This window comes from Streptomyces sp. NPDC015139 (genome assembly GCF_043079785.1).
Lineage (GTDB): Bacteria > Actinomycetota > Actinomycetes > Streptomycetales > Streptomycetaceae > Streptomyces > Streptomyces albidocamelliae.
Genome location: NZ_JBIBUW010000001.1, coordinates 784,861 through 808,932 on the forward strand (window position 1 = coordinate 784,861; position 24,072 = coordinate 808,932).

The 24,072-nt window shown below is 72.7% G+C and carries 23 protein-coding genes and 1 riboswitch; of the genes, 11 read left to right on the forward strand and 12 right to left on the reverse strand.

Translation table 11 applies throughout. The annotated features are described in order from the left end of the window. Genes ACF08B_RS03495 through ACF08B_RS03505 form a run of 3 tightly spaced genes read right to left on the reverse strand, consistent with a single transcriptional unit; the run spans position 1 to position 3,868 of the window. Positions 1–855: an FAD binding domain-containing protein gene (locus tag ACF08B_RS03495; protein ID WP_392167889.1), complete on the reverse strand. Its 855-nt coding sequence runs from the start codon at positions 853–855 to the stop codon at positions 1–3. After that, positions 852–3,338 (reverse strand): xanthine dehydrogenase family protein molybdopterin-binding subunit, encoded by a 2,487-nt coding sequence (locus tag ACF08B_RS03500; protein ID WP_392315838.1) that lies wholly within the window; start codon positions 3,336–3,338, stop codon positions 852–854. Before ACF08B_RS03500 ends, ACF08B_RS03495 begins: the two co-directional genes overlap by 4 nt. Then, on the reverse strand, positions 3,335–3,868 hold the full coding sequence (locus ACF08B_RS03505; RefSeq protein WP_392315839.1) for a (2Fe-2S)-binding protein: 534 nt from the start codon (positions 3,866–3,868) through the stop codon (positions 3,335–3,337). The genes ACF08B_RS03500 and ACF08B_RS03505 overlap by 4 nt, the downstream gene beginning before the upstream one ends. A 267-nt stretch (positions 3,869–4,135) precedes the next feature. Between ACF08B_RS03505 and ACF08B_RS03510 the strand changes: the two genes are divergently transcribed. Beyond that, complete coding sequence (locus ACF08B_RS03510; RefSeq protein ID WP_392315840.1) at positions 4,136–6,160, forward strand: GTP-binding protein; 2,025 nt, start codon at positions 4,136–4,138, stop codon at positions 6,158–6,160. Between the two features lie 13 nt (positions 6,161–6,173). Here ACF08B_RS03510 and ACF08B_RS03515 read toward each other — a convergent pair whose 3' ends face one another. Further along, positions 6,174–7,436, reverse strand: coding sequence for a YncE family protein (locus tag ACF08B_RS03515; RefSeq protein ID WP_392315841.1), 1,263 nt, complete (start codon positions 7,434–7,436; stop codon positions 6,174–6,176). Between the two features lie 141 nt (positions 7,437–7,577). On the opposite strand from ACF08B_RS03515, the gene ACF08B_RS03520 reads away from it, so the two are divergent. Together ACF08B_RS03520 and ACF08B_RS03525 are read left to right on the forward strand one after the other, a co-directional pair. Further along, positions 7,578–8,240, forward strand: a complete 663-nt coding sequence (locus ACF08B_RS03520; RefSeq protein ID WP_392315842.1) for a TetR/AcrR family transcriptional regulator — start codon at positions 7,578–7,580, stop codon at positions 8,238–8,240. Between the two features lie 174 nt (positions 8,241–8,414). Further along, complete coding sequence (locus ACF08B_RS03525; protein ID WP_392315843.1) at positions 8,415–9,443, forward strand: alcohol dehydrogenase; 1,029 nt, start codon at positions 8,415–8,417, stop codon at positions 9,441–9,443. On the opposite strand, the gene ACF08B_RS03530 is transcribed toward ACF08B_RS03525, so the two are convergent. The 3 genes from ACF08B_RS03530 to ctaD form a co-directional block, all read right to left on the reverse strand. Then, a complete protein-coding gene (locus tag ACF08B_RS03530; protein ID WP_392316033.1) occupies positions 9,430–10,674 on the reverse strand; it encodes a glycosyltransferase in 1,245 nt (414 codons plus the stop codon). The genes ACF08B_RS03525 and ACF08B_RS03530 overlap by 14 nt on opposite strands. Before the next feature lie 96 nt (positions 10,675–10,770). Then, a complete protein-coding gene (locus ACF08B_RS03535; RefSeq protein WP_392315844.1) occupies positions 10,771–11,121 on the reverse strand; it encodes a hypothetical protein in 351 nt (116 codons plus the stop codon). After that, positions 11,118–12,743 carry a cytochrome c oxidase subunit I gene (ctaD, locus tag ACF08B_RS03540; RefSeq protein ID WP_392315845.1) on the reverse strand — a complete coding sequence of 542 codons (1,626 nt, stop codon included), beginning with the start codon at positions 12,741–12,743 and terminating at the stop codon, positions 11,118–11,120. The genes ACF08B_RS03535 and ctaD overlap by 4 nt, the downstream gene beginning before the upstream one ends. Before the next feature lie 106 nt (positions 12,744–12,849). On the opposite strand from ctaD, the gene ACF08B_RS03545 reads away from it, so the two are divergent. Next, positions 12,850–13,437 carry an RNA polymerase sigma factor gene (locus ACF08B_RS03545; protein WP_392315846.1) on the forward strand — a complete coding sequence of 196 codons (588 nt, stop codon included), beginning with the start codon at positions 12,850–12,852 and terminating at the stop codon, positions 13,435–13,437. Continuing rightward, entirely contained in the window at positions 13,430–14,536 is a 1,107-nt protein-coding gene (locus ACF08B_RS03550; RefSeq protein ID WP_392315847.1) for a CU044_5270 family protein, read from the forward strand. Before ACF08B_RS03545 ends, ACF08B_RS03550 begins: the two co-directional genes overlap by 8 nt. Here the strand turns inward: ACF08B_RS03550 and ACF08B_RS03555 are convergent, their stop codons facing one another. The 3 genes from ACF08B_RS03555 to ACF08B_RS03565 form a co-directional block, all read right to left on the reverse strand. Then, positions 14,537–15,385, reverse strand: a complete 849-nt coding sequence (locus ACF08B_RS03555) for a bifunctional 5,10-methylenetetrahydrofolate dehydrogenase/5,10-methenyltetrahydrofolate cyclohydrolase (protein ID WP_093698334.1) — start codon at positions 15,383–15,385, stop codon at positions 14,537–14,539. It lies immediately after the preceding gene. 26 nt (positions 15,386–15,411) lie between these two features. After that, a riboswitch (ZMP/ZTP riboswitch) is annotated at positions 15,412–15,492 on the reverse strand. Between the two features lie 40 nt (positions 15,493–15,532). Beyond that, on the reverse strand, positions 15,533–15,769 hold the full coding sequence (locus ACF08B_RS03560; RefSeq protein WP_392315848.1) for a hypothetical protein: 237 nt from the start codon (positions 15,767–15,769) through the stop codon (positions 15,533–15,535). 12 nt (positions 15,770–15,781) lie between these two features. Then, positions 15,782–16,147 (reverse strand): nuclear transport factor 2 family protein, encoded by a 366-nt coding sequence (locus ACF08B_RS03565; RefSeq protein WP_392315849.1) that lies wholly within the window; start codon positions 16,145–16,147, stop codon positions 15,782–15,784. A gap of 172 nt (positions 16,148–16,319) precedes the next feature. On the opposite strand from ACF08B_RS03565, the gene ACF08B_RS03570 reads away from it, so the two are divergent. The 5 genes from ACF08B_RS03570 to ACF08B_RS03590 all read left to right on the forward strand — a co-directional run bounded on the left by ACF08B_RS03570 (position 16,320) and on the right by ACF08B_RS03590 (position 20,432). Continuing rightward, positions 16,320–16,625, forward strand: a complete 306-nt coding sequence (locus ACF08B_RS03570; protein WP_392315850.1) for a hypothetical protein — start codon at positions 16,320–16,322, stop codon at positions 16,623–16,625. 239 nt (positions 16,626–16,864) lie between these two features. Next, positions 16,865–17,953 (forward strand): S-(hydroxymethyl)mycothiol dehydrogenase, encoded by a 1,089-nt coding sequence (locus tag ACF08B_RS03575; protein WP_392315851.1) that lies wholly within the window; start codon positions 16,865–16,867, stop codon positions 17,951–17,953. Then, positions 17,953–18,582 (forward strand): MBL fold metallo-hydrolase, encoded by a 630-nt coding sequence (locus tag ACF08B_RS03580; RefSeq protein WP_392315852.1) that lies wholly within the window; start codon positions 17,953–17,955, stop codon positions 18,580–18,582. Before ACF08B_RS03575 ends, ACF08B_RS03580 begins: the two co-directional genes overlap by 1 nt. Positions 18,583–18,667: 85 nt before the next feature. Then, positions 18,668–19,582 (forward strand): SDR family oxidoreductase, encoded by a 915-nt coding sequence (locus ACF08B_RS03585; protein ID WP_093472517.1) that lies wholly within the window; start codon positions 18,668–18,670, stop codon positions 19,580–19,582. 58 nt (positions 19,583–19,640) lie between these two features. Continuing rightward, positions 19,641–20,432, forward strand: a complete 792-nt coding sequence (locus ACF08B_RS03590; RefSeq protein WP_392315853.1) for an SDR family NAD(P)-dependent oxidoreductase — start codon at positions 19,641–19,643, stop codon at positions 20,430–20,432. Positions 20,433–20,471: 39 nt separating this feature from the next. Here the strand turns inward: ACF08B_RS03590 and ACF08B_RS03595 are convergent, their stop codons facing one another. Next, positions 20,472–21,860, reverse strand: coding sequence for a pyridoxal phosphate-dependent decarboxylase family protein (locus ACF08B_RS03595; RefSeq protein WP_392315854.1), 1,389 nt, complete (start codon positions 21,858–21,860; stop codon positions 20,472–20,474). A gap of 251 nt (positions 21,861–22,111) precedes the next feature. On the opposite strand from ACF08B_RS03595, the gene ACF08B_RS03600 reads away from it, so the two are divergent. Continuing rightward, a complete protein-coding gene (locus tag ACF08B_RS03600) occupies positions 22,112–22,807 on the forward strand; it encodes a L,D-transpeptidase (protein ID WP_093472513.1) in 696 nt (231 codons plus the stop codon). Between the two features lie 25 nt (positions 22,808–22,832). Here ACF08B_RS03600 and ACF08B_RS03605 read toward each other — a convergent pair whose 3' ends face one another. Further along, entirely contained in the window at positions 22,833–24,035 is a 1,203-nt protein-coding gene (locus ACF08B_RS03605) for a Gfo/Idh/MocA family protein (RefSeq protein WP_392315855.1), read from the reverse strand. Between the last annotated feature and the right edge of the window lie 37 nt (positions 24,036–24,072).

The window sequence follows — 24,072 nt, forward strand, 5'->3', positions numbered from 1 at the left end:
TCACCCCCATCCGGTGGCGGTCAGCACCGCCCGCCGGGTCAGAACCCGCGCGAGGTGCTGCCGGTACTCGGGGGAGGCCGCCAGGTCCTGCGACGGCCGGGCGCCCTCGGCCGCCGCCTCGGCGGCCCGGGCCACGGCCTCGGGGCCGTCGGCGCCGGACAGCGCCTCCTCGGCGGCCGTGGCCCGCAGCGGTGTGGAGCCCATGTTGGTGAGGCCGACGCGCGCCTCGGCGATGTGCCCGTCGTCGCGCCGCACCAGCGCGGCGACACCGACGATGGCCCAGGACTGGGCGACCGGGTGGAACTTCTCGTAGTGGAAGCTCCAACCGTCCGTCTTCGGGATGCGCACCTCCACCAGGAGTTCGTCGGGCGCCAGCGCCGACTGGAGGTAGTCGACGAAGAACTCCCGCGCCGGTACCGTGCGCCGGCCGCCGGGACCGGCCACGACCAGGCCGGCGTCCAGCGCCAGGGCTACGGCGGGCAGGTCCCCGGCCGGGTCGGCGTGCGCGAGGGAGCCGCCGAGGGTGCCCCGGTGCCGTACCGCCGGGTCGGCCACCGTGGCCGTCGCCTCGGCCAGCAGACCGGCGTGCCGGCGCACCAGCGGGTCCCGGACCACCTCGTGGTGCGTGGTCATCGCGCCGATGACGAGCGTGTCGCCGTCCTCGCGGACCCCGCGCAACTCGCTGATCCTGCCGACGTCCACGACGAGTTCCGGGAAGGCCAGCCGCATCCGCAGCAGCGGCAGCAGGCTCTGCCCGCCGGCCAGCACCTTGCCGTCCTCGCCCGCGTCGGCGAGGACGCGCACCGCCTCGTCCACGCTGTCGGGACGGGCGTACTCGAATGCGGGGGGAATCATGCCGGACCCTCCTTCCCCGAGGGGTCGTACTGGCCGGTGTCACCGGACTGGGCCGCCTGCCCGGACTGGCCGGACTGCGCGGGCCCGGTGCCCTCGACGTCGTCCGCCGCGACGCTTGTGCCGGACCGTGCCGCCCGGAGCGCCTGCCACACCCGGTGCGGCGAGCAGGGCATCCGTACGTCCCGCACACCGAGCGGCCGCAGGGCGTCCACCACGGCGTTGACGACCGCGGGCGTCGACGCGATGGTCCCCGCCTCGCCGACGCCCTTGACGCCCATGGAGTTGTCGACGGCCGGGGTCTCCGTGCGGTCGGTGACGAAGTCCGGCAGGTCCGCCGCCGACGGCACCAGGTAGTCGGCCATGGTGCCGGAGACCAGGTTGCCCTGGTCGTCGTAGACGGCCTCCTCGAACAGCGCCTGTGCGATGCCCTGGGCGAGCCCGCCGTGCACCTGGCCCTCGACGATCATCGGGTTGACGACCGTGCCGACGTCGTCGACGCAGACGTACGAACGGATCCGGGTCTTGCCGGTCTCGGTGTCGACCTCGACGGCGCACAGATGGGTGCCGTGCGGGAAGGAGAAGTTCTCCGGGTCGAGCACCGTCTCGGCGTTGATGGACGGCTCGACCCCGTCGGGCAGGTCGTGCGAGGTGAAGGTCTCGAAGGCGATCTCCTGGATCGTCCTGCGGGCCTCCGGGGACCCCTTCACCGAGAACGCCCCGCCGCTGAACTCCAGGTCCTGCTCGCTCGCCTCCAGCAGGTGCGCGGCGATCTTCCGCGCCTTGTCCACGACCTTGACCGCCGCCCGGTGCACGGCCTCGCCGCCGACGGCCAGCGAACGCGAGCCGTAGGTGTCCATGCCCATCGGGGCGGACTTGGTGTCGCCGTGCACGACCTCGATGTCCTCGAACGGCACGCCGAGCACGTCGGCCGCGATCTGGCTCCAGCAGGTCTCGTGGCCCTGCCCGTGCGGGCTGGTGCCGGTGACGACCTCGACCTTGCCGGTGGGCAGCATGCGGATGCTCGCCGCCTCCCAGCCGCCGGCCCCGTACCGCAGGTCGCGCAGCACCCGGCTCGGCGCGAGGCCGCACATCTCGGTGAACGTCGACACACCGATGCCGAGGCGTACGGTGTCCCCGCGCTCGTTGCGCTTGGCCTGCTCGGCGCGCAGGTCGTCGTAGCCGAACAGGGCCAGCGCCTTCTCGGTGGCGGCCTCGTAGTTGCCGCTGTCGTAGGTCAGGCCGGCGATCGTGGCGTACGGGAACTCCTCGTGCCGGATCCAGTTCCGGCGCCGTACCTCCACGGGGTCGAGGCCGAGTTCCACGGCCAGTTCGTCCATGATCCGCTCGATGGCGAACGTGGCCTCCGGGCGGCCGGCGCCGCGGTAGGCGTCGGTGGGGGTGCGGGTGGTGAAGACGCCGGTGCAGTTGAATTCGTAGGAGTCCATCTTGTAGATGCCCGGGTACATGAAGGCGCCGAGGATCGGGATGCCCGGGGTGACGAGCATCAGGTAGGCGCCCATGTCGGCGAGCAGGTCCACCTTCAGGCCGAGCAGCCTGCCCTCGCGGGTGGCGGCGATCTCCACGTCCTGGATCATGCCGCGGCCGTGGTGCGTCGCGAGGTAGCCCTCGGAGCGGGACTCGGTCCACTTCACCGGGCGGCCGAGCCTGCGGGCCACCGCGATGGCCAGGGCCTCCTCGCCGTACACCTGGAGCTTGGAGCCGAAGCCGCCGCCCACGTCGGGGGCGATCACCCGCAGCTTCTGCTCGGGGACCCCGGTGACCGTGGCCAGCATGATCCGCAGGATGTGCGGGATCTGGGTCGCGGAGTAGACGGTGTACTCGCCGGAGGCGGCGATCGGCGTGACGACGACCGCGCGGGGCTCCATGGCGTTGGGGATCAGCCGCTGCTGGTGGTAGCGGCGCTTCAGGGTCACCTCGGCGCGTTCGCGGACCGCGTCGAAGCTCTCGCCGGTGGCGAGCGGCCAGGTGTAGCAGCGGTTGGTGCCCTTGTCGGCGTGGACCAGCGGCGCGTCCTCGGCGAGGGCGGCCTCCAGGTCGAGTACCGGGGGCAGCGGCTCGTAGTCGACCTCGACCGCCTCCAGCGCGTCGGCGGCCGCGTACCGGTCGCGGGCGACCACGACGGCCACCGGGTCACCGGCGTGGCGGACCTCGTCCACGGCGATCGGCGGGTGGTCGGGCAGCACGATGTCCTCGGTCACCGGCCAGGCGCAGGGCAGCGAGCCCAGGCCCTCGGCGAGGTCGGCGCCGCTGAACGCGGCGATGACACCGGGCCGTTCGAGGGCGGGCGAGACGTCGACCCGGGTGAGGCGGGCGTGCGCCATCGGGCTGCGCAGCACGGCCAGGTGCAGCAGCCCGGCGACCCGGATGTTGTCCGTCCAGTTGGTCTGGCCGGTGATCAGCCGGGCGTCCTCCTTGCGGAGCCGGGAGCGGCCGATCTCGTGCTCTACGGCCTGGTCGGTCATGCCGTCGCCTCCTCGGTGACCTGCTGTCCGGACCCGGCTCCCCGCCCGGCCTCGGCCCCGCCGGGGGAGTTCTCCCCGTCGGCGGCGGCGAGCACCGCGCGCACGATGTTCTGGTAGCCGGTGCACCGGCAGAGGTTGCCTTCCAGGGCCTGCCGGACCTCGTCGGAAGTGGGGTGCGGGTTCTCGCGGAGCAGATCGCGGGCCGCCATGATCATCCCGGGGGTGCAGTAGCCGCACTGCAGACCGTGCCGCTCGTGGAAGGCGCGCTGGAGCGCCGTCCACTCGCCGTTCCGGGCCAGTCCCTGGATCGTGGTCACCTCGCCGCCGTCGGCCTGTACGGCCAGCACCGAGCAGCTCTTGACCGTCGCGCCGTCCAGGTCGACCGTGCACGCCCCGCAATTGGAGGTGTCGCAGCCGATCGGGGTGCCGGTGAGGCCGAGGCGGTCACGGAGATAGTGGGCGAGGAGGAGACGGGGTTCCACGTCGTCCTCGTACGTCGTGCCGTCCACGTTCACCTTGATGTGGGTCATGCGCCCTCCAAGCCGTGCGGGCAGGAGTGAGGAATCAACCACGCTCGCGTGATGTAGGTCACTCTATGGCGGCCCTCCGGACGCGGCGAGTGCTGCGGCGCCCGATTCGTTGAGCGTTAATCGATTGCCGTCGGCGGAGCGTCCCTGCTGCACTGCTCGGGACCCGATGCCCCTCGGGACGTCACACGGAGAGGACCCCTCTGATGCGCGCAGCGTGCCTGTCCACCCAGGAAGGAACCCACCCCGTGCCGAAGGACATCACGCTCAGTGCATCTGCTCAATCTCGGAATTCTCGCGCATGTCGACGCAGGTAAGACCAGTCTGACCGAACGGCTGCTGTACACGGCCGGAGTGATCGACGAGGTCGGCAGCGTCGACGCGGGCAGCACCACCACCGACACCCTCGCGCTGGAGCGGCGGCGCGGCATCACCATCAAGTCCGCCGTCGTGTCGTTCCCGCTCGACGGCGTCACCGTCAACCTCATCGACACCCCCGGACACCCGGACTTCATCGCCGAGGTCGAGCGCGTGCTCGGTGTCCTCGACGGTGCCGTGCTGGTCGTCTCGGCCGTGGAGGGCGTCCAGGCGCAGACACGGGTCCTGATGCGGACGCTGCGCCGGCTGCGCATCCCGACGCTGGTCTTCGTCAACAAGATCGACCGGCGGGGTGCCGAGGACGGCGCCGTGCTCCGCGGACTGGCGCGGCGGCTGGCCGCGCCGTTCGTCCCGATGGGGCGGACCGCGGCGCGCGGCACCCGTGCCGCCCGCTTCGTCCCCCACCTCGGCCCGGCCGCGCTGGACACCCTGGCCGACCACGACGACGGGCTGCTCGCCGCCTACCTGGACGGCGAGGTCCCCGAGGCCCGGCTCCGCGCCGCCCTGGTGACCGGGACCCGGAGCGGACTGGTCCATCCGGTGTACTTCGGCTCCGCCGTCACCGGCGCCGGCGTGCCCGAACTGATCGACGGCATCGAGCATCTGCTGCCTCCCGCCGCGGGCGACCCGTCCGGCCCCCTGTCCGCCTCGGTCTTCAAGGTCGAACGCGGCCCGGCGGGCGAGAAGATCGCCTACGCCCGCCTCCACACCGGCACGCTCAACGTCCGCGACCGGGTGCCCGTGGGCGCGGACGGCGACCGGCCCGGTCACGCCCGGCCCACCCCCGCGCCCCGCGCCACCGCCACCCGCAAGGACGGCCGGGTCACCGCGATCAGTGTCTTCGACCGGGGGACCGACGTACGGCGGGACCGTGCCGGGGCCGGCCGGATCGTCAAGGTGTGGGGTCTTGGCGGGGTCCGGATCGGGGACGCGCTCGGGGTGCCGACGGCGGCGTACCGGCGGCATTTCGCGCCGCCCACCCTGGAGACCGTCGTCGTCCCGGGCCCCGGCACCGACCGGAGGTCACTGCACCTCGCGCTCACCCAGCTCGCCGAGCAGGACCCGCTCATCGGGGTCCGGCACGACGAGCGGCGCCGGGAGACCTCCGTCTCGCTCTACGGCGAGGTGCAGAAGGAGGTCGTCCAGGCCACCCTCGCCGACGAGTACGGTCTGGCCGTCACCTTCCGCGGGACGACCACCCTGTGCATCGAGCGGCCGGCCGGCTCCGGGCACGCCGTGGAGTTCAACAAGAAGGACGCCAACCCCTTCCTCGCCACGGTCGGACTGCGCGTCGACCCGGCGCCGCCCGGCTCGGGAGTGGCGTTCCGGCTGGAGGTCGAGCTGGGCTCGATGCCGTACGCCTTCTTCCGGGCCGTCGAGGACACCGTCCGCGAGAGCCTCGGCCAGGGGCTGCACGGCTGGCGGGTCACCGACTGCACCGTCACCATGACCCACTCCGGCTACTCGCCCCGGCAGAGCCATGCCCACCAGGGCTTCGACAAGAGCATGTCGAGCACCGGCCACGACTTCCGGGGTCTGACGCCCCTGGTCCTGACCGAGGCGCTGCGCCGGGCCGGCAGCCTGGTGCACGAGCCCCTGCACCGCTTCCGCCTCCAGGCGCCGGCGGACACGCTGGGCGCGCTGCTGCCGGTGCTCGCCCGGCTGGGTGCCGTACCCGAGACCACCGCGACGCACGGCCCGGCCTGTGTCTTGGAGGGGACCGTGCCCGCGGCCCGGGTGCACGAGCTGGACCAGCGGCTGCCGGGGCTGACCCGGGGCGAGGGCGAGCTGGAGACGGCCTTCGACCACTACGCCCCCGTCACCCGCGGCCAGGTCCCCGAACGAGCGCGCACCGACCACAACCCGCTGAACCGCAAGGAGTACCTGCTGAACGTCGCGGGCAGGATGGGGGACTGATCCGATGGACCGCTCAACTCCCTTCCGGACCGGTCCAGTCGGCCTGCACGTGCCCCAGCCGGACGCGCTGCGGATGGTCGCCGACGGGGACCGACGTCACCTTCCGGCCCGTGGCGAAGTCGATCGCCGTCACCTGGTCGGCGCCGCTCTCGGAGACGATGCAGTCCTTGCCGTCGCCGCTGATCGTCGCCCAGTACGGCTTCGACGTCGCGACCAGCGGACCCTCCTGGAGCGTGGCACGGTCGACGACGGTGGCGTAGTCGTCCATGGTGCCCGCGACGCACAGCTTCGTGCCCGCGGGGTTCATCGAGATCCCGTGGTGGCGCGAGTCGTTGACCCACGTGGTGCGGTCCTCGCTGGTCGCCGGGTTCTTCGGCAGGGTCTTCATCCGGGTGATCCGGTCGGTGGCGACGTCGTACTCCAGGAAGCCGTTGAAGAACGACACCTGGAAGTACAGCTTCGACTCGTCGGGGGAGAAGACCGCCGGACGGACCGCGTCGGAGTAGTTCTTCAGCCCGAACGCGTCCAGCCGCTGACGCATGTCGATGACCTTGACCTGCTTGTACGTGGTCGCGTCCACGACGGTGATGCGCCGGTCGCCCTTGGTCCAGTCCCAGATCGGGTCGTCGAGGGCGGTGTTGACGTCCCCGATCGACATGTTCCAGATGTACTTGCCGTCCCGGGAGAAGACGTTCTCGTGCGGCTTGTCGCCGGTGGCGAACGAGCCCAGCTGCCTGCCGGTGGCGATGTCGAGCACGTGCACGGTGTTCGCGGTGGAGGCGGACACCGCCACCCGGGTGCCGTCCGGCGAGACCGCCATGTGGTCGGAGCGGTAACCGGCCACGGGGAAGCGCCAGTTGACCTTCCCCGTGGCGAGGTCGAGGGAGACGACGTCGGCGAAGCTCGGCCGGGACACCACCACCGACCTGCCGTCCGGGGTGGAGTACATGTCGTCCGCGAACTGGTCGTGGCCCTCGCCGACACCGTTGCGGATCGCCTGGAAGTAGATCCACTTGATCGGGTCGGCGTTGATCTCCGCCATCCGGGCGGCCTTGTCCGGGACGACGTCGATCCGGCCTATCTTCGCGAAGTCGCCGGTGGACCTGATGACGTCCGCGGTGCCGTCCCAGTTGTTGCCGACGAACATCACCTCGCGCAGTCCGTCGGACGTGCCGGCCGCCGCGGTGGCGGCGGAGGCGGCGGCCGCGGGACCGGCGGCGGTCAGGACGAGGGCGGCGGCCACGGAGCAAAGGTGCCTGGTTCTGGAGGCAGGCATGACTGCTCTCTTTCCTCATGGGGAATCTGAACACGGGCGCTTTCACAGTCAACTTACGGAAAAGTAAGGAGGGGTGGGGCTTCTCGACAAGATGTGTGCACGACAAGATTGGGTGATCGCGCAGGCTAGGGAGGGAGAAGGGTGACGGGCAGGCTCAAGACGCCCACGGGCCGCTACGGCGGCAGGACCGCCGAGGAACGGCAGGCCGAGCGCCGGCGGCGCTTCCTCGACGCGGCGCTGCGGCTGTTCGGCGGCACGCCCGGCTTCCGGGGGACGACGGTCGCCGCCCTGAGCCAGGCCGCCGGACTGTCCACGCGCCAGTTCTACGAGGAGTTCCGCGGCCTGGAGGACGTCCTGGCCGCGCTCCACCTCCAGGTCAACGACTGGGCCGAGGAAGCCGTGCTGGACGCCCTCGCCTCGGCGGAGGGACTGCCGCTGGCCGAGCGCGCCGCCGTCCTCTTCCGCGCCTACGCCCGGGGCGTCACCCGCGACCCGCGCCGTATCCGCATCACCTTCGTGGAGATCATCGGGGTCAGCCCGCGCCTGGAGGAGCAGCGCCTCGCGCGCCGCGCCCGCTGGATCGACCTGATCCGCGCCGAGGCGGACGCCGCCGTGGCCCGCGGGGAGGCCGCGCCGCGCGACTACCGGCTCGCGGCCACGGCCTTCATCGGCAGTGTCAACGGCCTCCTGCACGACTGGAGCGCCGGCTGGGTGGACGCCACCCTGGACGAGGTGGTGGACGAGCTGGTGCGGCTGCTGCTGGGCATGCTCCGGCCGGAGGGCTGGCGGCCCGCGGCCGGGTGACGGGCGCGGCCGGGGCAGGGCGGCGCGGCCGACGGTCCGGTGCCGACCGTGACGAGGGGTGCCGGGCGTGGCGGGCCCAGGTCACCGGGGGCGCCGGCCGCTCGGCGCGCGCGTTCGGCCCGGAACTGGTCTGCTGGTGCGGGGGGCCGTCGTACCCGTTCTCCGGAGAGACACATGACTACCTACCGAGTCGCGCAGGTGGCGACCGCGGACGGCGCCTTCGAGCTGGTCGAGCGCGAGGTGCCGCGGCCGGGTCCCCGCCATGTGCGGATCGCCGTCGAGGCCTGCGGGATCTGCCACAGTGACGCCCTCTTCGTGAGCGGTGGCCTGCCCGGCGTCACGTTCCCGGTGGTGCCCGGGCACGAGATCGCCGGACGCGTCGAGGAGCTCGGCGAGGACACACAGGCCTGGGGACACCAGGTCGGCGACCGGGTGGCGGTCGGCTGGTTCGGCGGCAGCTGCGGCCACTGCACGCCCTGCCGCCAGGGCGACTTCATCGTGTGCGTCAACCTCCAGGTCCCCGGCTGGACCTACGACGGAGGCTTCGCCGACAAGGTCGTCGCCCCCGTCGACGCCCTGGCCCGGATCCCCGAAGCGCTGTCGGTGAGCGACGCCGGCCCCCTCGCCTGCGCGGGCGTCACCACGTTCAACGGACTGCGGCGCAGCTCCGCAAAGCCCGGCGACCGGGTCGCGGTGCTCGGCATCGGAGGCCTCGGGCACCTCGGGGTGCAGTACGCGGTGGCGATGGGCTTCGAGACCATCGCGATCGCCCGCGGCGCCGAGAAGGCCGACTTCGCCAAGCAGCTGGGCGCCCACCACTACGTCGACAGCACCTCCGGCACCCCGGTCGCCGAAGCCCTGCAGTCCCTCGGCGGCGCCCACGTCGTGCTCGCCACCGCCGGGAACTCCGAGGCCATCACGGCCACCGCCGACGGCCTCGCGCCGCGCGGGGAGCTGGTCGTCATCGGAGCGGACACCGCACCGCTCGGCATCAACCCGGCCCAGCTGCTCCTCGCCGGGCGCGTGGTCCGCGGCCACCCGTCCGGCACCTCGCAGGACGTGGAGGACACCATGGCCTTCAGCGCCCTGCACAGCATCCGCCCGATGACCGAGACCGTTCCGCTGACGGAGGCGGGCGAGGCCTACCAGAAGATGCTCGCCGGACGGGCCCGCTTCCGGATGGTGCTGCTCACCGCCGGCTGACGCCCCGGCCGCCCAGCCGGTCCACCGCCTCGACCACGGGGGCCGCGCCGTCCTCGCCCCGGACGCGGATGCCCAGCGCCCGCGCCCGCTCCCGGTACGCCGGGTCCCGGGTGGCCCGTACCAGGGCCGGGGCCAGGGCGGACGCGGTCAGCCGGCGCAGCGGTACGACGTCGGGGGCGACACCCAGGCCGACCAGCCGGGCGGACCAGAACCCCGCGTCGAACTGAACCGGCACCGGTACGGCCGGCACCCCGGCCCGCAGTCCCGCCGCCGTCGTGCCCGCGCCCGCGTGGTGCACCACGGCGGCCATCCGCGGGAAGAGCAGGGCGTGCGGTACCTCGTCGATGGTGAGCATGTCGTCGCCGTCGGCCGCGAGCCCGCCCCAGCCGCGCTGGATCACGCCGCGCAGCCCGGCCCGCCGCAGCGCCGCGACCACCTGGGCGCTGAGCCGCCCGGCGTCCGGCACCGTGGCGCTGCCCAGACCGACGAACACCGGCGGGGGCCCGGCGTCGAGGAACTCGGCCACGGCCCGGGGGAGTTCCGTCCCGGTGTCGTACGGCCACCAGTAGCCGCCCACCTCCAGACCGGGACGCCAGTCGCGCGGCCGGGGCACCACCGCGGGGCTGAACCCGTGGTGCACCGGCCAGGCCCGTTCCCGCGTCCGCCGCGCGGCTCCGGCCCGGGCCGGGGGCAGGCCCAGCCGGGAGCGCAGCGAGGGCGCCGTGGCGGCGAAGACCCGCTCCACGGCGAGGCCCACCCCGTGCCCGGCGACCCGGTTCGCCGTACCGCCCCAGGAGCCGCCGCCGAGCACCGCCGGCGCGAACTCCCTGGTGGCGGCCAGGGGTTGCAGGTAGACACCCATGCTGGGCAGCCGCAGCCCCTCGGCGATCGTGTGCCCGAGCGGAGCCACCGAGGCCGACAGCAGCAGCACGTCGCTGTCGCGGGCCGCCGCGAGGAGATCGTCCGTCATCCGGCCGACCAGCCGTCGCGCCAGCTCCACGACCCGGACCAGTTTCCCGGCGCCGCTCGCGCTGCGGTGCAGTCCCCGGCCGCGCGCCGACTCCAGCTCCGCCCGGGGATCGACCGGCAGCGCGTGGAACCCGACCCCGGAGCCCGCCACGAGCGACGCGAAACGCCCGTGCGTGACCAGGGTGACCTCGTGCCCGGCCCGGTGCAGCCGGTGTCCCAGCCCCGTGTAGGGAGCCACGTCACCACGTGAGCCCGCCGTCATGATCGCCACCCGCACGCATCCCAGTATGGCGACCGGCGCCGCGCGAGCACCCCCGGTGACGCGCCGACCGGCCGGCGCGCGGGGGCGCCGGGGCGCCTACCCGGCGACGGCGAGCACCAGCGCACTCCCCGCCAGCACCGCGCAGCCCAGCAGGAGGCAGGCCAGCAGGCGTGTGCGCAGGGTGCGGTAGCGGAATTCGTAGTCCCGGCGCAGTTCCTCGGCCCGTTCGGCGGTGCGGTGCCAGGAGGCGCGGGCGAGTGTCAGGTACTCCGTCTCGAACTGGGCCGCCAGATCCTCCCGTTGGGTGTCGGTGAGCCAGCCCAGCCGGGAGGCGAGGCGTGCACCCGCCGTACGGCCCTCCTGTCGTGCGGCGGCCAGCAGCAGATGGCCCTCGATCTCCCGCACGAGGGCCGGCCCCTCCTGCCCGCCGCCGTCCTCCGCCGTCATCGGACGGCCACCTCCCGCTCACGGTCCCGGATCTGCGGGTGGTGGAGGTCGAAGGCCGGGGACTCGCTGCGGATCCGGGGGAGTGTGCGGAAGTTGTGCCGGGGCGGCGGGCAGGAAGTGGCCCATTCCAGCGAACGGCCGTACCCCCAGGGGTCGTCGGTCTCCACCCGCTCGCCGTACCGGGCCGTCCTCCAGACGTTGTAGAAGAACGGCAGCAGGGACGCGCCGAGCAGGAACGAGAAGACCGAGGAGACCGTGTTGAGCGTCGTGAACCCCTCGGCCGCCAGATAGTCGGGGATCCGGCGCTGCATGCCCTCGGCGCCCAGCCAGTGCTGCACCAGGAAGGTGCCGTGGAAGCCGGTGAACAGCGTCCAGAACGTGATCTTGCCGAGGCGCTCGTCCAGCATCTTGCCGGTCATCTTCGGCCACCAGAAGTGGAAGCCGGCGAACATCGCGAAGACGACGGTGCCGAACACCACGTAGTGGAAGTGCGCCACCACGAAGTACGAGTCGGAGATGTGGAAGTCGATGGGCGGTGAGGCGAGCATGACGCCCGTCAGCCCGCCGAAGACGAACGTGACGAGGAATCCCGTCACCCAGAGCATGGGCGTCTCGAAGGACAGCGAGCCCTTCCACATCGTGCCGATCCAGTTGAAGAACTTCACGCCGGTCGGTACGGCGATGAGGAACGTCATGAAGGAGAAGAACGGCAGCAGCACTCCGCCGGTGACGTACATGTGGTGGGCCCACACCGTCACGGAGAGACCGGCGATCGCGATGGTCGCCGCGATCAGGCCCATGTAGCCGAACATCGGCTTGCGGGAGAAGACCGGGATGACCTCGGAGACGATGCCGAAGAACGGCAGCGCGATGATGTACACCTCCGGGTGGCCGAAGAACCAGAAGAGGTGTTGCCACAACAGGGCGCCGCCGTTGGCGGCGTCGAATACGTGGGCGCCGAATTTCCGATCCGCCTCCAGGGCGAACAGCGCGGCCGCGAGGACCGGGAAGGCCAGCAGGACCAGGACGGCCGTCAGCAGCACGTTCCACACGAAGATCGGCATGCGGAACATCGTCATGCCGGGAGCGCGCATGCAGATGATCGTGGTGATGAAGTTGACGGCGCCGAGGATGGTGCCGAAGCCGGAGAAGGCCAGACCCATGATCCACAGATCCGAGCCGAGACCCGGGCTCCGGATCGCGTCCGACAAAGGGGCGTACGCGAACCAGCCGAAGTCCGCCGCGCCCTGCGGCGTGAGGAAACCACTCACGGCGGTGAGCGAGCCGAACAGGTAGAGCCAGTAGGCCAGCATGTTCAGCCGCGGGAACGCCACGTCGGGCGCGCCGATCTGCAGCGGCATGATCCAGTTCGCGAAACCGGCGAACAACGGCGTCGCGAACATCAGCAGCATCACGGTGCCGTGCATCGTGAACGCCTGGTTGAACTGCTCGTTCGACATGATCTGCAGGCCCGGCCGGGCCAGCTCGGCGCGCATGAACAGCGCCAGCACACCACCGAACAGGAAGAACCCGAACGCGGTGACCAAGTAGAGCGTCCCGATCGTCTTGTGATCGGTGGTGGTGAGCCACTGTACGGCCCTGGTGTCTCTGATCCTCTTCACGCCCCGCCTGTGTCCGCGCCGCGCCCGCGCGTCACACTCGGACGATGCGAGGAGCATCACGGAAGGAGGGTGTGATGATCCCGGCCGTGCCGGACACGAACCGAACATGAGCAACGACGAGATCTTCGCCGCTGCCTATCGCGAGCACTACTGGGCGGTCAGCCGCTATGTCGCGAGGCGGCTTCAGGGGCGGACCGGCGAGGTGGAGGAAGTGGTGGCGGAGGTGTTCACGGTCGCCTGGCGACGCCGGACCGACCTGCCGGCCTCACCGCTGCCCTGGCTGTACGGGGTCGCCCGCAACTGCCTGGCGAACGCGGTACGCGGCTACGGGCGGCGGCGCCGGCTGGTGGACCGGCTCGGCAACGACGAGGCCGCGCACGGCCGGCACATCGTGGACAGCCCCGACGCCGAGGCCCCGGGCGCCTGGGTGCACGAGGCCCTGGACCGGCTGTCCCCGGCGGACCGGGAGATACTCCGGCTGGCCGCCTGGGAGGAACTCGGCGCCGAGGAGATCGCGGTCGCCCTCGGCTGCGGCAGGCGCGCGGCGACGATGCGCCTGCACCGGGCACGGCGCCGGCTCCGGGCCGAGATCGACCGGCCGGGCCCCGCCCCGTCCGCCCCGCCCGAAGACCGGCCCGCGCCGACTCCCGTCCCCGCCGACGCGACCCTGTGCAAGGACCACGGACATGGCTGACGAACTCGAACTCCTCCACCGCGCCGACCCGGTGCCGGCCGACCACCCCCGGTTCGGCGACGGGCCGCTCGACGACCGTGCCGAGCGGCGGCTCACGCGACTGATGACCGAGGAGCCGCTTGCGGCACCTGCCGGCCGCCTTCTTCCGCGCCCGTGGGCCCGGCCGCTTCCGGCGCCAGCCGGCCGCCCCCCGCGCGCCCGGCGCCGGCTGCTTCCGCCGCCCCCCGGCCGTACTCCGCGCGCCCGGCTGGTCTGGGGCCTGGCCGCCACCTCCGCCGTCCTCGCGATCGCCCTCGACGCCGTGCTCGGCGGCGCGGGCACCCCGCGGGCCGTCGCCGCGCCCCGCCCGCTGACCGTCCGCACCCACTCCGCGCCCGTGCCCCTGACGGACATGACGGCCCTCGCCGACGCGGCCGCCTCGGGCGGCTCGCCACGCCTGCGCAAGGGGACGCACGTGCAGTCGTGGAGCCTCGGCATGAGCGACGACAAGCCCCCCGTCACCCTCCCCGAGGAGCGCGTGGTGCGCTGGCGCGCGGACGCCACCCACACCGAACTGGTCGTGGCGACCGACCCGCGCCGCCCCGGCAGGCCGGTCCTCACCGACGAGGGCGACACGGAGGGCGACGCGCCGCACGAGGTGGCGGACGGCCATGTGATCAGCCGGACCACCTACCCGCCTATGTGGAGCGACGCCCCGCCCGAGGCGCCCCCACCGCACACCGCGGCGGCGCTGAACGCCTACCTGACCGAGGTAGTCCGCCCCCAGACCGACCGGAGCACGGCCCCGCTGAGCACCGCCGAACTCCTCGACGCCACCGCGGAACTGCTCGACCACTGGACCCTCGGCGCCCGCGAGTCGGCGGCCCTCGTCCACCTGTTCGCGAAGACCGGCGGGCTGCGCCCCGTCGGCGAGGTGACCGACCGCTTGGGCCGCCCCGGCCACGCGTACGCCTACGACGCCCGCGGCATCCGGCACATGCTCGTCCTGGAACCGCGCACCGGCGCCGTCCTCGGCATGGAGGACACCTTCACCGAGGACGACCCCGGCTACGGGGTGAAGGCCGGGGACGTCATGGGCTACAGCGCCTGGATGCGCTGATCACACCCCGAGCTGCCGGGCGGCGGCGTCGACGGTCTGCTCCAGCAGCGTGGCGATCGTCATCGGACCCACACCGCCCGGCACCGGCGTGATCAGCGAGGCCCGCTCCACGGCCGAGTCGAAGTCGACGTCGCCGACGTTCCCCGCGTTGTAGCCGGCGTCGATCACGACCGCGCCGGGCTTGATGTCCTGCCCGCGGATCAGCCGCGGGCGGCCGACGGCGGCGACGACGATGTCCGCCTCGCGGACGGCCGCCGAGAGGTCCCGGGTGCGCGAGTGGCAGTACGTCACCGTGGCGTCCCGGGCCAGCAGCAGCATCCCCACCGGCTTGCCGAGGATCGCGCTGCGGCCCACCACCACGGCCCTCTTCCCGGCCGGGTCGACGCCGTACTCGTCGAGCAGCCGCACGATCCCGCCGGGCGTGCAGGAGACGAAGCCGGGCAGGCCGAAGCTCATCGTGGCGAAGGAGGCGAAGGTGACACCGTCGACGTCCTTCTCCGGGGCGATCGCCTCGAACGCCGCGCGCTCGTCGACGTGGTCGCCCACCGGATGCTGGAGCAGGATGCCGTGCACCCCCGGATCGGCGGACAATTCCCGCAGCGTGGCGACGAGTTCGGCGGTGGTCGTGGCCGCGGGCAGGGCCACGTGACGCGATTCGATCCCGGCCTTCCGGCAGCGGTTCTGCTTCATGCGGACGTACGTCACGGACGCCGGGTCCTCGCCGACGAGCACGGTCGCCAGACACGGCGCGCTGCCGGTGCGCCCGGTGAGGTCGGCGGCCTTCTTCGCGGTGTCCTCGACGATGCGGCGGGCGAGGGCGGTACCGTCCATCAGACGGGCCTGGGTCATGCTGCACACTCCTGAGCTGGATCGACTCTCCTCGCCCAGGCGCGCGGCATCCACCGAAGGCCGCTCCCCGGTGGTTCTCCACCTCAGCGCCAGTCACGGCCGGGTACAGCGTAACCGAGGGGGTCGGCAGGGGATCCGCCCCGTCGCTCAGCGCGGCCGGGTCCGCCGTCCCCTCGGGCCACGCGGCAGCGAAGGACGCGCGCGCATGCCTGCCAGCACCGACCGGACCAGGGCGGACGACACCGGCAGCCGCACCGTGAGGGCGGGCGCTCCGCGGCGCGTACGGGTGCGGGGCACCCGGCCGAGTACCGCCCGGGCCGACAGGGTCCAGGTCACTCGCGTGCTGACCTGGACCCTGGCGATCCTCCTCGTGCCGCCTGCCATGCCGGGCCGCTCCTACTCGTCCCAGGCCTGGATGAGCAGCTGGTTCGTGATCTTGCCGTCGCGCAGGGTGACCATCGACTCGGCGATGACCCGGGTGCCGTCCCCGTACTGGCAGGACTCGCTGAACGCGGCGTGGTCGCCCTGCACGACGCACTGCTCCAGCTTGTGCGTCATGTCGCGGCTGTAGATGTCGTCCAGCAACTCGGCGATCTGACCCCGGCCCCGCAGCACGGTGGGCTCGCTCGGCTGGTGGTTGTGGTCGACGATACGGATCTCCGCGTCGTCGGCGTAGAGGGACAGAAGGGTGTTCCCGGTGTTCCCTTCGATGCCCCGGCGCAGCGTCTCGGCGTCGAAGTCGCGGCCTGTCGCGGTGCCCATGGTGACCTCCTTCAGGCGCCCGCGGCCCGATGAGGAACGGGCCGCGCGGGCCTCACCTCCGAGACTCCTCCGGCCCGGCGGCCTCGGCAAGCGCAGGACGGGTGCTCCGCCTCACGGGTGAGCGCGGCCCGCCGCCCGTGTCCGGCCGGGCCCCGGAACCGTTGCTGAAGGCATGATCTCAACACGACGCATCGCCGCCGCGGTCGCCCTGGCCGCCGGTATCACCGGCCTCGCCGCATCGTCGGCGAACGCGGCCGGCGGCGCCCCGCTGGTCGACAAGCTCGGCGCGGTGAACACGCTGGACTCGCTGGCCGTCAGCGGCATCCCCGCGCAGGACCAGGCGAAGATCCCGCGGGTCTCCCAGCAGCTCCAGGCGTTCAACCACCTCCAGGAGCTGAACCAGCTGAACCAGGTGGAGCAGGTCCTCGCGCCCGCCGCGCCGGTGCTCGGCCTGGCCTCGGCCATCCCCATCCACTGAGCCCGCACCCGGGCAGCAGGGCCGTCCCGACCGGGGCGGCCCTCGCCGTTTCCGCCCGCCGAGGGGGCGCGAACACCGAGTGGGGTGCCCCGGGTTCAGCGCCCCAGGGATGCCGGAGGACAGGGCGCTCCGGAGCGGTGACCGGAAAGATCCACGTCCGTCGTCGTGGTCCGTCCCGCCCGCCGATCGACAGCGCGTAGGGTCGGCGGGTCAGGCATGTCGAAGGAAGGGGCCAGGCCATGGCGCAGGAAGTACGCGGCGTGATCGCACCGGGGAAGGACGAGCCCGTACGGGTCGAGACGATCGTGGTGCCGGACCCCGGGCCCGGCGAAGCCGTCGTACGGGTACAGGCCTGCGGCGTCTGCCACACCGACCTGCACTACAAGCAGGGCGGCATCTCCGACGACTTCCCCTTCCTGCTCGGCCACGAGGCCGCCGGTGTCGTGGAGTCGGTCGGCGAGGGTGTCACCGACGTGGCGCCCGGGGACTTCGTCGTCCTCAACTGGCGTGCCGTGTGCGGCGCCTGCCGGGCCTGTCTGCGCGGCCGCCCCTGGTACTGCTTCAACACCCACAACGCCTCGCAGAAGATGACGCTCGCCGCCACCGGTCAGGAACTCTCCCCGGCCCTCGGCATCGGCGCGTTCGCCGAGAAGACGCTGGTGGCCGCCGGACAGTGCACCAAGGTCGACCCGGCCGTCTCCCCGGCGGTCGCCGGACTGCTGGGCTGCGGGGTGATGGCCGGGATCGGCGCCGCCATCAACACCGGCGGTGTCGGCCGCGGCGACTCGGTCGCCGTCATCGGCTGCGGTGGTGTCGGTGACGCGGCCGTCGCCGGGTCGAACCTGGCCGGCGCGGCCCGGATCATCGCCGTGGACATCGACGACCGCAAGCTGGAGAAGGCCCGCACGCTGGGCGCCACCCACACCGTCAACTCCAGCACGACGGACCCGGTCGAGGCGATCCGCGAACTCACCGGAGGCTTCGGCGCCGACGTCGTCATCGAGGCCGTCGGCCGCCCCGAGACGTACAAGCAGGCCTTCTACGCCCGCGACCTCGCCGGTACCGTCGTCCTCGTGGGCGTCCCCACGCCCGAGATGAAGCTCGAACTGCCCCTGCTCGACGTCTTCGGCCGCGGCGGCTCCCTGAAGTCCTCCTGGTACGGCGACTGCCTGCCCAGCCGTGACTTCCCCATGCTCGTCGACCTGCACCTGCAGGGCCGGCTGCCGCTGGACGCGTTCGTCACCGAGACGATCCAACTGGACGAGGTGGAGAAGGCGTTCGAGCGGATGCACGAGGGCGACGTGCTGCGCTCGGTGGTGGTTCTCTGATGACCGTCCGCATCGAACGCCTCGTCACCTCGGGCCAGTTCAGCCTGGACGGCGGCACCTGGGACGTCGAGAACAACGTGTGGATCGTCGGCGACGAGCGGGAGGTGATCGTCATCGACGCCGCCCACGACGCCGAGGCGATCGCCCGTGCCGTCGACGACCGGCGCCTGTCCGCCATCGTGTGCACCCACGCGCACAACGACCACATCGACGCGGCCCCCGCCCTCGCCGACCTCACCGGCGCCACCATCTGGCTGCACCCCGACGACCTGCCGCTGTGGCGGATGACCCACCCGGACCGCGAGCCCGACCGGCACCTCGCCGACGGCCAGGTCCTGGAGACCGCGGGCGCGGACCTGACCGTCCTGCACACCCCCGGGCACGCGCCGGGCGCCGTCTGCCTGTACGACCCCGGCCTCGGCACCGTCTTCACCGGCGACACCCTTTTCCAGGGCGGCCCGGGCGCCACCGGACGTTCCTTCTCCCACTTCCCGACGATCATCGACTCCATCCGCGACCGCCTCCTCACCCTGCCACCGGAGACCAAGGTCCTCACCGGCCACGGCGACCCCACCACGATCGGCGCCGAGGCCCCCCACCTGGAGGAATGGATCACGCGCGGTCACTAGACCCGCCGGAAAAGGCGACAGGAGATGTCCGGCTTTCCCGCGACAGTGGAGGACGACAGCAGTCGTACCGCACGGAAGGCCGGACATGTCGGACGAACCACAGGGCAAGGTGGCGCTGGTCGCCGGGGCGACCCGGGGCGCGGGCCGGGGCATCGCCGTCGAACTCGGCGCGGCCGGCGCCACCGTCTACGTCACCGGACGCAGCACCCGCGCCCGCCGCTCGGAGTACGACCGCCCCGAGACGATCGAGGACACCGCCGACCTCGTCACCGCGGCCGGCGGCCGGGGCATCGCCGTACCCGTCGACCATCTGGACGGGTCCGCCGTACGGGCCCTGGTGGAGCGCATCGCGGACGAGCAGGGCCGGCTCGACGTCCTCGTCAACGACATCTGGGGCGGCGAGAAGCTCTTCGCGTGGGACACCCCCGTCTGGGAGCACGACCTCGACAACGGACTCCGGCTGCTCCGTCTCGCCGTCGAGACCCACGCCATCACCAGCCACCACGCCCTGCCGCTGCTGCTGCGCCGGCCCGGCGGACTGGTCGTGGAGGTCACCGACGGCACCGCCGAGTACAACCGCGACACCTACCGCGTGAACTTCTTCTACGACCTCGCCAAGGCCTCCGTCCTGCGCATGGCCTTCGCCCTCGGCCACGAGCTCGGCCCGCGCGGTGCCACGGCCGTGGCCCTGACACCGGGATGGATGCGCTCGGAGATCATGCTGGAGGCGTTCGGCGTCCGCGAGGACAACTGGCGCGAAGCCCTCGACCGTGAACCGCACTTCGCCGTCTCCGAGACCCCGCGCTTCACCGGCCGCGCCGTCGCCGCGCTCGCCGCCGACCCCGACGTGGCCCGCTTCAACGGGCAGTCGCTCTCCAGCGGCGGGCTGGCGCGGGTCTACGGCTTCACCGACCTCGACGGCAGCCGCCCCGACGCCTGGCGGTACCTGGTCGAGGTGCAGGACGCGGGCAAGCCGGCCGACGTCACCGGTTACCGGTGAGCCACGGGGTCCACCGGTTCCCGTGATGCGGCGCCCTCGGGGGCCGTACGGTCGCCCCATGACCGATGACACCCGCTTCGCGGGACACGGAGTTCTCGTCACGGGCGCCGCCCGCGGCATCGGCGCCGCCGTCGCCCGGCGGCTCGCCGAGGAGGGCGGCCGGGTCCTGGTCACCGACCGGGACCTGCCGGAGGCCGAGCGCACCGCGGCCGCGCTCGGCCGACAGGGCCTCACCGTCGAGGCGTATGCCTGCGACGTCGCCGACCGGGGCTCTGTCGAGGCGGCCGTCGCCCGTGCCGTGGCCGCCTTCGGCTCCCTCGACGTGCTGGTCAACTGCGCCGCCCACTGCACCCCGGACGTCCCGCTGTTCGAGGACGACCCCGACGACGCCTGGGCCCGCGACCTCGACATCACCCTCACCGGTGCCCACCGCTGCTGCCGGGCGGCGCTGCCCCATCTCGCCGCCTCCGGCCGCGGGGCGATCGTGAGCATCGGGTCGGTCAACGGCCTGCAGGACTTCGGCAACCACGGCTACAGCGCGGCCAAGGCCGGCCTCGGCTCGCTCACCCGGACTCTCGCCGGGCACGCGGCCTCCCGCGGGGTGCGGGTCAACCTGGTGGTGCCGGGCACGGTCCGCACCTCGGCCTGGGAGGGGCGCGACGACGACCTCGACGCCGTCCGCGGTCTGTACCCGCTCGGCCGGGTCGGCGAGCCCGAGGACATCGCCGCGGCCGTCGCCTTCCTCGCCTCCCGTGACGCCGCCTGGATCACCGGCACCAGCCTGGTCGTCGACGGCGGCCTGACCGCGGTCAACACCGGCTTCCGCACCGCCGTACGGGCCACCCCCTGAGCGTGCCCGGGACCGCCCGGAGGCCCCCGGACGCGGACGTCACCCGGAGGCCGCCGCCAGCGCCTCCAGCACGCGATCGGTGTCGGCCCGTGTGGTGCGCCAGTTGCTGAACGCGGCCCGCAGGCCGGGCACCCCGCCGTACACCGTCGGCGTCACGTACGCCTCCCCGGAGGCGGCGACCGCCCGGGCCAGCGCGTCGACCCGCTCCTGCGACGGATCCCCGGCGAGGGTGAAACAGACGACGTTGAGCCGGACCGGCGCCAGCAGCCGCAGACCGGGCAGGGCGTCGATACCCGCGCCGAGGCGGCGGGCCAGCGTCACGTTCCGCTCGACGATCTCCCGGTGCCCCGCGCGCCCGTAGGCCACCAGCGAGAACCACGCCGGCAGGGCGCGCAGCCGCCGCGAGTTCTCCGGGGTGAGGTGCAGGAAGTCGGGCTCGCCGGTGGGTGGGCCGAGATAGGGGGAGGCGTTGTGGAACACCGTCACCTGCAGATCGGGGCGGCGGGTGAACTGCACCGCCGCGTCGTAGGGCACGTTGAGCCACTTGTGCAGGTCCACGCAGACCGAGTCGGCCGCGTCGAGACCGTCGACGAGGGCGGCGTGCTCGGGGGACAGCGCGGCGAAGGCGCCGAACGCCGCGTCGACGTGCAGCCAGAAGCCGTACCGCTCCTTCAGGGCGGCGATCGCCCGCAGATCGTCGAAGTCGACGGTGTTCACGGTGCCCGCGTTGGCGACGACGATCGCGGGCCGGCCGTCCCGCCCCGCGAGCGCGGCCTCCAGCGCGGTGACGTCGACGGCCTCCCGGCCGCCGGGCAGCAGTGGCACCCGGCGCAGCCGGTCCCGGCCGATGCCGAGCACGGACATCGCCTTGGTGATGCTGGAGTGCGGGCTGCCGGAGAGCACGTCGACCGGGCCCAGCGCGGCCGCGCCCTGCCGGGAGACGTCCACGCCCAGCCGCTCGCCGAGCCACTCCCGCGCGATCGCGAGGCCGACCGTGTTCGACATGGTGGCGCCCGTCACGAACGCCCCGCCGTGCGCCTCGCACAGACCGAACAGTTCGCGCAGCCAGGCCACCGTCTCCCGTTCCAGCTCCACCGCCCACGAGCCGCCCGCGCCCGACAGGTTCTGGTCCAGGGCGGACGTCAGCCAGTCGCCGGCGACCGACGCGGGGGTGGCGCCGCCGGTGACGAAGCCCAGGTAACGGGGGCCGGCCGAACCGGAGAAGCCCGGCGCCCACCGTTCGGCGAACCGGGTCAGGGCGGCCTCGGCCCCGGCGCCCTCGGCCGGAAGCGGCGCACGCCCGGGCGCCCGGCCGGCTGCGGCGACCGGCCGCTCGGCCAGAGCGGTCAGTTCGCGGGCGGCGAAGTCGCGGGCGTCCTGGAGGAGTTCGGGAAGCCGGGAGAGATCGCCGGCGAGTGCGGGGTGCATGTGCCGCAGCGTAGGGCGGTCGGGCGGCCGCGCACCCGGTCCAATCGGCGAGAACTGGACCGTGCCGGGCCCCGCCCGCCACACGTGTCACCGGCCGCCCGAGCGGCGAAGTTCACCGTTTTGTCACAGCCCGACCACTCGCACAACCTTGTCCGCCCGCAGCGGGTCTAGTAGTCCGAGGTCGCGGGAATCGCGCAGGGAGACACCCGGGGGAGGCCCCGGGGCGCCGGGGAGAAGAGGAAGTACCCATCATGGGGGACATACGCAGACGAGGTGCGGTCGTGCTGGGCGTCACGGGGCTGGTGGCGCCGCTCACCCTCGCCCTCACCGCGGCACCGGCGCAGGCCGCGAGCTGCACCACGCAGGCGGGGCCGTACCAGAAGCAGGTCGAGAAGTTCCTGGGCCGCCCGGTCGACGGCAAGCAGTCCGCCGCCGACTGCAAGGCGACCCAGGCCTTCCAGACCAAGCACGGCATCACGCCCAACATCGGCTACGCCGGGTCCGTCACCTGGGGTGTGATGGACCTGATGAACAAGCAGAAGGCCGTCGGGAGCAACCCGAACAAGGACGGCAAGTGCCCGGTGAACAAGGGCCGTATCGCCTGCGTGAACCTCACGCTCCAGCTCAGCTGGATCCAGGACGGCAAGAAGCTCGTCTACGGCCCGGTGCCGGTGCGCACCGGACGCGACGGCTACGAGACCCGCACCGGTCTGAAGAAGATCTACTGGCGGGACATCGACCACGTGTCGAACATCTACAACGTGCCGATGCCCTACAGCCAGTTCTTCGACGGCGGCCAGGCCTTCCACTCGGTGGGTCTGAGCATGTGGAACCCGCCGGGCTCGCACGGCTGCGTCAACATGACCACCACGACCGCCAAGAAGTACTGGTCGCTGCTGAAGAACGGCGACGACGTCTTCGTCTACGGCCGCAAGCCGGGCACCTGAGCCCCGGGGATGGGCCACTGAGCCCTCACGCCCCGGGTGCGTCCCCGAAGTCGGGGATCGCCAGCCTGACCCCACCCTGCCGTGCCGACTCGTGCGCGACGACGCCCGGCAGGGTGTAGCGGGCGGCCACCCAGGCGTTGACCGACGGCAGCGTGCGGGTCCCGACCGCGGTGACGAAGTCGTCCACCAGGAAGTGGTGGCTGCCCTCGTGCCCGTTGTGCAGCCGGTCGAAGACGCGCGGCAGCCGGGAGCGGTCGTGCACCGGCGCCGACCCGGAGGTGAAGGCCGCCCGCAGCTCGGGCGCGATGTGCCGCAGCGACGGGTCGTCGGGGGAGAGGGTCGGCCTGGGCTCCAGCAGTTCGCTGATGTCCTTCACGCCCTTCTTGTCCTGCCACAGCGCCACCGTCGCCAGCTGCTCCATGCTGGCCTCCGTCCCGAAGAACCGGAACCGGGACTCCCGGATGTGTGACGGGTAGCCGACCCGGCGGAACTCGTTCGTCCGGAACGAGCCGCCGCCCGCCACCTCGAACAGCGCGGTCGCGTTGGACACGTCGTTGTCGAACCGGCTGACCGAGCGGTCGAAGACGCCGTCGCCGCGCTCGTCGCGCACACCGATCGCCGACACGCTCACCGCGTGGGTCTGCCAGGCCCCGAGCACGCCGCCGACCGAGTGCGTCGGGTACAGCAGCGGGGGGTAGCTGGCGGTCGACTTCCAGTCCTCGCCGCCGCTGTAGCGGTAGGCGTCGTAGAAGCCCAGGTCCATGTCGTGGACGTAGTCGCCCTCGGCGTAGAAGAGCCGGCCGAACGCGCCCTCGGCGATCTGCTTGCGCGCGTGCACGGTGGCCGGGTTGTACTGGCTGGTCTCGCCCATCATGTACGTCAGCCCGGTGGACCGGACCGCGTCGATGATCGCCGATATCTCGTCCGCGGTGATCGCCATGGGGACGGCGGAGTACACGTGCTTGCCGGCGTTCAGCGCCGCGAGGACCAGCGGGCCGTGCGTCCAGCGCTGGGTGAAGATCGCGACCGCGTCGACCGCCGCCGACTCCAGCATGGCCGCGTACGACGGGAACGTGCCCGCGAGGCCCTGCGCGGCGGCGAGCCGCTCGGCCCGCTCGGGCAGCAGATCGGTGACATGGACGTCACCGACTCCGGGGTGGGCCTGGAACAGCGTGGCGAACTGGCCGGCGAACTGCCCGGCGCCGACGATGCCGAGGGAGAAGGTCATGCGTGTTACTTTTGCTGCGGAAGAATAGGTGCGTCAA